Below are 7,555 nucleotides of genomic sequence, written 5' to 3' on the forward strand. Positions count from 1 at the left end.
TCCTCTCATGGTGTGCGGCCGAGGGCTGCCGGGTCCTCGTACGACGGGTCGCTCCACAGCGCCCGCGGCGGCAGCCGGGACGCGTCGTCCCACACCAGCGCGGGCGTGACGGCCGTGAGCCGGGAGTCGTCGGCCTCGGCGAGGGCGCGGGCGCGGTGGCGGCGCACCCGGTGCGGCAGACCCTTCGGCGGTCCGTTCAGCACCAGCGCGAGGAGCCGGTCCCCGCCCGTGGGTGCGGGCGAGGCGCACCGGTCCCAGACGACGACGGGCACACCGAGCGCCAGACACACGGCCCGCAACGACCCGCGATGCTCCTCCGCACAGTCGACGATCACCCGGGCGAGTCCCGGGTCCTCCGTGAGCAGCCCGTAGACCTGGTGGCGTGTGGTGTGGCGGCGATCCAGTCGCAGGACGCCGCCCCCGCGCTCCAACTCCGCCCAGCGCGCCCGCCAGTCGGGCAGGCGCTCAGGCACCCGCCTGCGGATCTCCGGGCAGCGGATGACGACGGCGTACTCGGCGCCGAGGACGACCGGCACCTCGTACGGTGACGTCTCCTGCTCCGACGTCTCCTGCCCCCACTGGTCCACGGCGACATCCAGATCGTCCGCTTCGAGCAGCACCTCGATGAGCACGCCCGGGGCGTCCGGCGATGCGGACGGCGTCCTTTCGCGCGCCAGTACGCCGTGGAGCAGCCGCGCGATCTGCGCCGGGGTGCGTTCCATGTCGTCCGACACCACCATGCGCTCCGCCTCGGCGCCGCCCGCCGCATCATCCAAAGCCGCGTCGTCCCTGCCGGACTCGTACCACGCCTCGCAGCGGAAGGTCTCGCCGGAGACCCGGGTGAGCCGCACCGTCAGACGCGGTACCGGCGGTGTGCCGTCCTGCTGCCTGCGCCGCGCCCAGGCGATGGCGTCGTCCCGCCGCTCACCGAGAGCCTCGGCCGCGACTCCGAGCCGGTGGGCGACCTGCTCCGACCAGTCGCGCAGATCGCGCGACTGCTTCTCCTCACAGGTGGCGGCCAGATACTCCATGGCCCGGAGCAGGGCGGGTACGCGCGGCGAACCGGCCGGTACGGGCGCGCTGTCGCCCCAGAACCCTTCCAGCGCCTCGACCAACCGGGCTGTCGTGTCCGCCGGCGGAGGGGCGGCAGGCTCCGTCTCCTCACCCGGTGCGCCGTCGAAGAGCGTGGTGTGCGGCAGGGCCGCCCGGGCCGCTTCGGGGAGCCGCGCGGCCGCCTCCGGTGGCAGCAGGTCCAGGAGCCAGCGGTGTTCGCGTACGGACAACAGGCCCTGCACGGCGGCAGCACGGCCGAGGAAGAGCAGTTTCAGCGCTGCCTCCCGCTCGCTGCCGGGCAGGCCCTCTGTCAGCACGGCGAGGGCCCGGGGACGGGTGAGCAGCAGATCGACGATGTCGTCCACCGTGGGGACGGCTCCCGGGGCCCGGGCCAGTCCCAGTTCGCCCGCCATCCGGTCGGCGTGTTCGGCGCGCCGCTCGGGGTCGGCGCACAGGTGGGCGACCACGGCGGCTATGCCGTGGCGGGTGCCGGGGTCGACGAGCGCCGCCTCGTGCCCGGCTCCACTCCACGGGGCCGTCGAGCCGGGAGACCTGGGCTCCGCGGCCTCCAGCTCGGCGCGTACGGCCTGCCAGGGCAGAGCGAGCGTCCTGCGGGTGACGTCCCCCGGGCGGAAGGGCCCCTCCGGCGGCTGCAGGACACCCAGGACGACGCCGACCGCGGCCTGTTGTCCGTCGCACCACAGCGGACCTCCGCTGTAGCCGGGGCCGATGGCCGCCCCGCGGATCCCGGCGTCGACGAACCCGAGCCGGTCGTCGCACCATTCGACCTGCCCGTCCGCGTACGTGAAGGGCTGGCCCGTGCTGTACCAGGCCCGCACCCGCTGCTCCTGCGCCATGTCCGCCCACTCGACGGGGCGGACCGGCGCGGGCGGCTCGGAGTCCAGTTCGAGGACGGCGAGGTCCCCCTGCCACACGGCGCTCGCTCCTGGGGACGGCGGGCCCGCACCGGGCCCGTCGTGCTCCGCCCGAGCCGGAATCCACACGGCGAGACGGGCCGACAGCGGATCGGTGTGCGGCGCGACGGGAAAGGAGACGTGAACCGTTGCCGAAGCGGGCCGGTCCGTGGCGAACGGTTCCCGGCCCAGGCACTCGTTGACGACGTGCGCGCAGGTCAGCACGCGGCCCTCGCCCAGGTAGACACCGCTGCCGACGGACCGTTCCGCCGTCCGTACACAGGCCAGGGACGCGCGCGCATCCTCGGCCCCGGACGACGCGGCGGACAACGGGCGGAACCAGAGCCGACGCGTGCGCGCCCCGCTACCACGCATACGGGGACGCGGAGTTGACGCGTTGAAGGCCCATCGGCATTGCCATCCGATCAGTTTGCACGAGGCGCGGGCGCGGGCGGTGGCGGTTGCGGATATTGAGCGTGTGCCCCGGCCCCTCCACACCCCTGCGAGCCTGCCGGCTCCCAGGGGTGTGCTGTGTCTTGTGGATCTTGCCGGGCCTGATCCACAGGACACCGCCCGGGCCCAGTACGGCCCCGGACCGGGGGAGGCGGCGGACAAACACAGTCCCACCAGGCGAATCCGAGTACACGGTGGCTCAGTCGGCAGGTCTTTGTGGCCCGCCCCGCACAGGGCTAGGTTGGGCGTCATGAGCAATCTTGATCGTCAGGCTGCGCTCTCCGTATGTGGCGGCCGCGGCTTTGTCGTCGCCGAGCCGGTGCGTGAGCTCCTCGCCCCCCGCCATGTCCAGCTCGGCGAATCCACCGAGGTCCGCCGGCTGCTCCCCAACCTCGGCCGCCGCATGGTCGGCGCCTGGTGCTTCGTCGACCACTACGGCCCCGACGACATCGCCGACGAACCCGGCATGCAGGTCCCGCCCCACCCGCACATGGGACTCCAGACCGTGAGCTGGCTGCACGAGGGCGAGGTCCTGCACCGCGACAGCGTCGGCAGCCTCCAGACGATCCGGCCGCGCGAGCTGGGACTCATGACCTCGGGGCGGGCGATCAGCCACTCCGAGGAGAGCCCGAAGCCGCACGCCCGCTTCCTCCACGGCGCCCAGCTGTGGGTCGCGCTGCCCGATGCCCACCGCGCAGTGGAGCCGCACTTCCAGCACCACGCCGAGCTGCCGCACGTCACCGCACCGGGACTCACCGCGACGGTCGTCCTGGGCGAGCTCGACGGCGCCGCCTCGCCCGGTTCGACGTACACCCCCATCGTGGGCGCGGACCTGGCGTTGTCCCTCGGCACCGAGACCAGCATCCCGCTCGAACCGGACTTCGAGTACGCCGTGCTGGCCATGTCCGGCGAGGCCCATGTCGACGGAGTGCCCGTACTGCCAGGGTCGATGCTCTACCTCGGCTGCGGCCGCACTGAACTGCCCCTGCGCGCCGAGTCGGACGCGGGCCTGATGCTGCTCGGCGGCGAGCCGTTCGAGGAAGAACTCATCATGTGGTGGAACTTCATCGGGCGTTCGCAGGAGGAGATCGAACAGGCCCGCAGGGACTGGATGGAGGGCACCCGCTTCGGCGACGTGAAGGGTTACGCCGGGGACCGGCTGGCTGCTCCCGAACTACCGCCGGTGCCGCTGAAACCACGGGGACGGGTGCGCTGACCAGGTCTGATGCTCGGGGGTGAGTCTCTCGGGGTGAGTCTCTCGGGGTGCGGCGCCTCCACGGCGAATCACCACTCCGCATGACTGGCGGACACAGGGGGAGTTGTCGCGACGCGTGGAGAGCGAGCATGACTCGCCGTCGACAAGTCTCCGAACGGGAAAGCCCGCACCGTAATGGCGGCGTAAGCGGACGGGCCCGCCGCTCACGCCGCCGACGACTACTACGGCTGGACGCGGGGGTCGGCCATGTTCTCATCCCGCGCAGCGGGCACAGTGTCGGGTGCCGGCACGGCATCCACGGCATTGCCCTCGGAGCCGAGGTTCCGCGCGGCCCGGTCGAAGTAGCGGAGCAGTTCCACCGGGAACGGCATCACGAGCGTGGAGTTCTTCTCCGCGGCCACCTCGACGACCGTCTGCAGCAGTCGCAACTGCATGGCCTCTGGCGTGTCGGCCATGATCCGAGAGGCGTTGGCGAGCTGTTGTGCGGCCTGGAACTCGCCGTCGGCTGTGATCACTCGCGCCCGCCGCTCCCGCTCGGCCTCCGCCTGCCGGGACATCGACCGCTTCAGTGACTCCGGCAGCTGTACGTCCTTGATCTCGACCCGGTCGATGTGGACACCCCAGCCGGCTGCCGGGCTGTCGATCATCAGCGCCAGTCCCTCGTGCAGCCGTTCACGGTCGGACAGCAGGTCGTCCAGGTCGCTCTTGCCGATGATCGAACGGAGCGAGGACTGTGCCACTTGGCCGACGGCGAAGACGTAGTCCTGGACCTCGATCGCGGCTCGGGCGGGGTCGGTGACCCGGAAGTAGACGACGGCGTCGACCTTCACCGAGACGTTGTCACGTGTGATGCCCTCCTGTGTCGGGATCGGCAGCGTGACCACCTGGACGTTCACCTTCCGCATCCGGTCGGCGAACGGAATGAGGAAGGTGATGCCGGGCTGCCGGTACCCGGGCAGCGCTTTGCCGAACCGGAAGACGACGCCCCGCTCCACCTGGTTGACCACACGCATCCCGCTGCGCAGCACGACGAGTGCGCAGACCACGACAACGACGATTCCTGCTACTGCGGCTTCCACGGCAACGGCCTTTCCCCGAGAGGTGATGGGGATACCGAAGATGACAGCGTCCGGAGCCGTGCGGATCCCGGTTGAGCATCAGGGAGTCGTCAAGAGTGCGTCCCGGTGGTCCGCGCCGGCATTGTTGCGCGCGCCGTGACCGAGCCGCGCCTTAGCCGATGGTGCTACTGTCATTAGCACCATGCTGCTGAGACTGAACACCGCGGACGCCCGCCCCCTGCACGAACAGGTGGCGGGCGCGATCCGGCGCGCCATCGCCGAGGGGGAATGCGGTCCCGGCGACCGGCTGCCCTCGGCGCACGCTCTCGCTCAGGCGCTGGAAGTCAATGCCAACACCGTGCTGCGCGGTCTTCGGGCGCTGCGGGACGAGGGGCTCCTGGAGTTCCGGCGAGGGCGGGGCGTGACCGTGGCCGACGGGGCGGACCAGCGTTCCGCGCTCCTGGGGCGCGTCCGTGACCTGGTCGACGACGCGGCCCACCTCGGGTACAGCAGGACCGATCTCATAGAGATGATCAGGGGGATTCAGTGAACGACCGTGCGAGGCGGACGAATGGGGCCATGTGGGGTGCCGTCGGCTGGACGGCCGGGGCCCTGGCTCTGCTCGTCGCGCTGCCGTTGGGCGCGAGCGGGAGGTTGCCCGAGCGGCTGGCGACCCACTGGGACAGCGGATCCGGTGAGCCCGACGGCTCCATGCCGCTGTGGGCCGCAGCCTTCTTTCCGGCGCTGATCTGGGCGGGCATGGTGCTGGGCGTCGGGTCGGCCGTGCGGAGGACCGTGACCGGCTCCGGTGGCGCCCCCCGGGGATGGGCCGCCGTTGCGCTACTGTCCGGCGGTGTCTTCCTGATAGGTGCGCAGGCGTCTGTCGTACGGGCCAACATGGACCATACGGACTGGCACGACGCCGACCCCGTGACGCTCTGGGTCGTGGGCACCGGCGTGGCTGCCGCAGCGGCAGGGCTGGCCGGCTGGCTGGTGATCCGCCGGACACCCATGGCGACGACCCCGTCCGTAGCGTCCGGCCCGACCATGCGGATCCCCGAGGGCGAACGGTTCGTGTGGCTCTCCCGCACCTCGAATCCGTGGCTCCACACGGCCTCGGCCCTGACGGGGCTCCTGGCGATCACTGCCGTTCTGGCGGCGGTGGGAGGTCTGATGCCCCTTCAGTGGGCGTTGGTCGCACCCTTCGCGCTGGCCTCCCTCCTGCTGCTCGGCTGCGCGTCCGTGCAGGCCCGGGCGAGTGACAAGGGTCTGGAGGTGGCCTTCGGCCCGCTGGGCTTCCCGGCCCGCCACTGGGCGGTCGAGGACATCGTGTCCGCCCGCGTCGAGAACCGCACACCGGCACAGGTCGGCGGCTGGGGCTACCGGCTGAGCGGGCTGGGGACGACCGTGATGCTGCGCAGCGGGGAGTGCCTCGTCATACGTAGCAAGGGCAAGGACTTCGCCGTGAGCGTGGACGACGCCGAACGTGGCGCCGCGCTCCTCAACTCCCTGAGCACACGCCGCGCCGGGTGAGAGCCGGTCCCGGCCGGTGGTCTCCCGGCACCGGAACAGGATCGTGGTGAGATGGCCTGGTCGTGCGTGACCGGTGGGACGGTTCCGCCTTCGGGATGCTGCGAGTACTCGGCCGTGGAGCGCCGCCCTGGCCGAGAGGTCACCAGGGCACAGCTCCCACAACTCGTCCGGCACCATGCGCTCAACGATCCCCACGGCCGCACGCCACCGAGTCCTTCTGCCGAGTCTGACCTCGTTCAGCGGTCAGAGGCTGGTGAGCAGACCGTCGAGTGGGGCGGGTGTGCGGTCGGGGTCGAGGGCCTCGACGAGGACGCGGCCGTAGCGGATCTTGCGCCCCTTCTTCGTGCCGAGGAAGCGCCGCAGCTGCTGCTGTGAGGTGCGGCCCTGCTGTGCGGGCTGGCGCAGGAAGGTCTGCAGGGCGCGCAGGTCGCCCTCCGCCCGGACGAGCCCCTCCACCCGTGACACGCCCAGCGCCCGGATGAGCTCGTCCTCCAGATCCGCCGCGCAGACGAAGAACCCTTGCTGCGCTGCACTGGCCCGCTCCAAGCCGCGGGCGTAGTAGCGACGCTCCGCCTCGTCGCACAGTCCCGTGAGGCGGAGGCCCAGGCCGGGTGGCCCGAGGAGGTGGGCGAAGCGCCCGACGCTCATCGCACCGCCCATCGGCAGGACGCAGACTCCTTCGGCCGCCAGGTTCCGGCCGCGGCTCGCGGCCAGTGCGCTGACCGCTGCGACGTCGCTCAGCCCTTCGAGCAGGACGGCTGTCCGGACGGGCAGCCGCGCGGCCAGCTCGCGCGCGGGGCCGCCGGGGCCACCGGCCGCCCACGCGATGACCGCCTCCCGGAACGCCCCCATGTCAGCCATGAGGACGAGTCTCCGCCCTTTCCGGCCACCACGGTAGGGAGTTTCCGCCGGCGCGTCGTTCGACGGTGAGCAGTCGGGCCCGACGGTCCGCACGATGCAGGTAGCTGCCGCCAGGTGCAGCCTGAGGTGGCCACGAGGATGACCGATCACCCCGCCCTGAATCAGTGTCCGTCGGTGAGGACATCTCCGGCGGGCACCCAGTAGCCGGCAAGCTCCCCGGCCATGATCCGGAGCATCGTCCTGCCGTTGACCACCGCTCTGCGGTCGAAGGGCATGGCGGTCGATTGGGTGAATGTCACCGTGCGCGTGCTGCCGACGCTCCCGTTCACGCCGAATCGATAGCACGTCACGGGCGTGTCGGCGCGGAAGGTGAGCGTTCGCTCGGGCCGGTAGACCGTGGGCAGGTACTCGCCGAGCAGGAAGGCTTCCGGGTACGCCTCGCCGGCCCACCAGCCCTCGTAGGCGCC

Annotated in this window: 6 protein-coding genes and 1 pseudogene; 3 read left to right on the forward strand and 4 right to left on the reverse strand. The window is 71.6% G+C overall.

Translation table 11 applies throughout. The annotated features are described in order from the left end of the window. Positions 1-5: 5 nt before the first annotated feature. Positions 6-2,342 carry a VMAP-C domain-containing protein gene (locus ACZ6ZQ_RS03100; RefSeq protein WP_469766787.1) on the reverse strand — a complete coding sequence of 779 codons (2,337 nt, stop codon included), beginning with the start codon at positions 2,340-2,342 and terminating at the stop codon, positions 6-8. A 328-nt stretch (positions 2,343-2,670) separates the two neighbouring features. Here ACZ6ZQ_RS03100 and ACZ6ZQ_RS03105 point away from each other — a divergent pair, with 328 nt between their 5' ends. Next, positions 2,671-3,636, forward strand: a complete 966-nt coding sequence (locus ACZ6ZQ_RS03105; protein WP_469766788.1) for a pirin family protein — start codon at positions 2,671-2,673, stop codon at positions 3,634-3,636. 221 nt (positions 3,637-3,857) lie between these two features. Here the strand turns inward: ACZ6ZQ_RS03105 and ACZ6ZQ_RS03110 are convergent, their stop codons facing one another. After that, positions 3,858-4,649: a slipin family protein gene (locus ACZ6ZQ_RS03110; RefSeq protein ID WP_469766823.1), complete on the reverse strand. Its 792-nt coding sequence runs from the start codon at positions 4,647-4,649 to the stop codon at positions 3,858-3,860. Between the two features lie 247 nt (positions 4,650-4,896). On the opposite strand from ACZ6ZQ_RS03110, the gene ACZ6ZQ_RS03115 reads away from it, so the two are divergent. Together ACZ6ZQ_RS03115 and ACZ6ZQ_RS03120 are read left to right on the forward strand one after the other, a co-directional pair. Next, on the forward strand, positions 4,897-5,244 hold the full coding sequence (locus ACZ6ZQ_RS03115; RefSeq protein WP_469766789.1) for a GntR family transcriptional regulator: 348 nt from the start codon (positions 4,897-4,899) through the stop codon (positions 5,242-5,244). Between the two features lie 29 nt (positions 5,245-5,273). Beyond that, positions 5,274-6,227 carry a DUF1648 domain-containing protein gene (locus ACZ6ZQ_RS03120; RefSeq protein ID WP_469766790.1) on the forward strand — a complete coding sequence of 318 codons (954 nt, stop codon included), beginning with the start codon at positions 5,274-5,276 and terminating at the stop codon, positions 6,225-6,227. 243 nt (positions 6,228-6,470) lie between these two features. Here ACZ6ZQ_RS03120 and ACZ6ZQ_RS03125 read toward each other — a convergent pair whose 3' ends face one another. Together ACZ6ZQ_RS03125 and ACZ6ZQ_RS03130 are read right to left on the reverse strand one after the other, a co-directional pair. Further along, positions 6,471-7,088, reverse strand: a complete 618-nt coding sequence (locus ACZ6ZQ_RS03125; protein WP_469766791.1) for a TOPRIM nucleotidyl transferase/hydrolase domain-containing protein — start codon at positions 7,086-7,088, stop codon at positions 6,471-6,473. Between the two features lie 161 nt (positions 7,089-7,249). Further along, positions 7,250-7,555, reverse strand: a pseudogene (locus ACZ6ZQ_RS03130) (D-glucuronyl C5-epimerase family protein); the annotation flags it as partial.

The sequence above is a fragment of the Streptomyces sp. NPDC053673 genome, assembly GCF_055585225.1.

Coding starts and splice junctions, on each gene's coding strand:
- ACZ6ZQ_RS03125 (WP_469766791.1), bottom strand. CDS start 7,088: ATGGCTGACATGGGGGCGTTCCGGGAGGCGGTCATCGCGTGGGCGGCC.
- ACZ6ZQ_RS03105 (WP_469766788.1), top strand. CDS start 2,671: ATGAGCAATCTTGATCGTCAGGCTGCGCTCTCCGTATGTGGCGGCCGC.
- ACZ6ZQ_RS03115 (WP_469766789.1), top strand. CDS start 4,897: ATGCTGCTGAGACTGAACACCGCGGACGCCCGCCCCCTGCACGAACAG.
- ACZ6ZQ_RS03110 (WP_469766823.1), bottom strand. CDS start 4,649: ATGCGTGTGGTCAACCAGGTGGAGCGGGGCGTCGTCTTCCGGTTCGGC.
- ACZ6ZQ_RS03100 (WP_469766787.1), bottom strand. CDS start 2,342: ATGCGTGGTAGCGGGGCGCGCACGCGTCGGCTCTGGTTCCGCCCGTTG.
- ACZ6ZQ_RS03120 (WP_469766790.1), top strand. CDS start 5,274: ATGTGGGGTGCCGTCGGCTGGACGGCCGGGGCCCTGGCTCTGCTCGTC.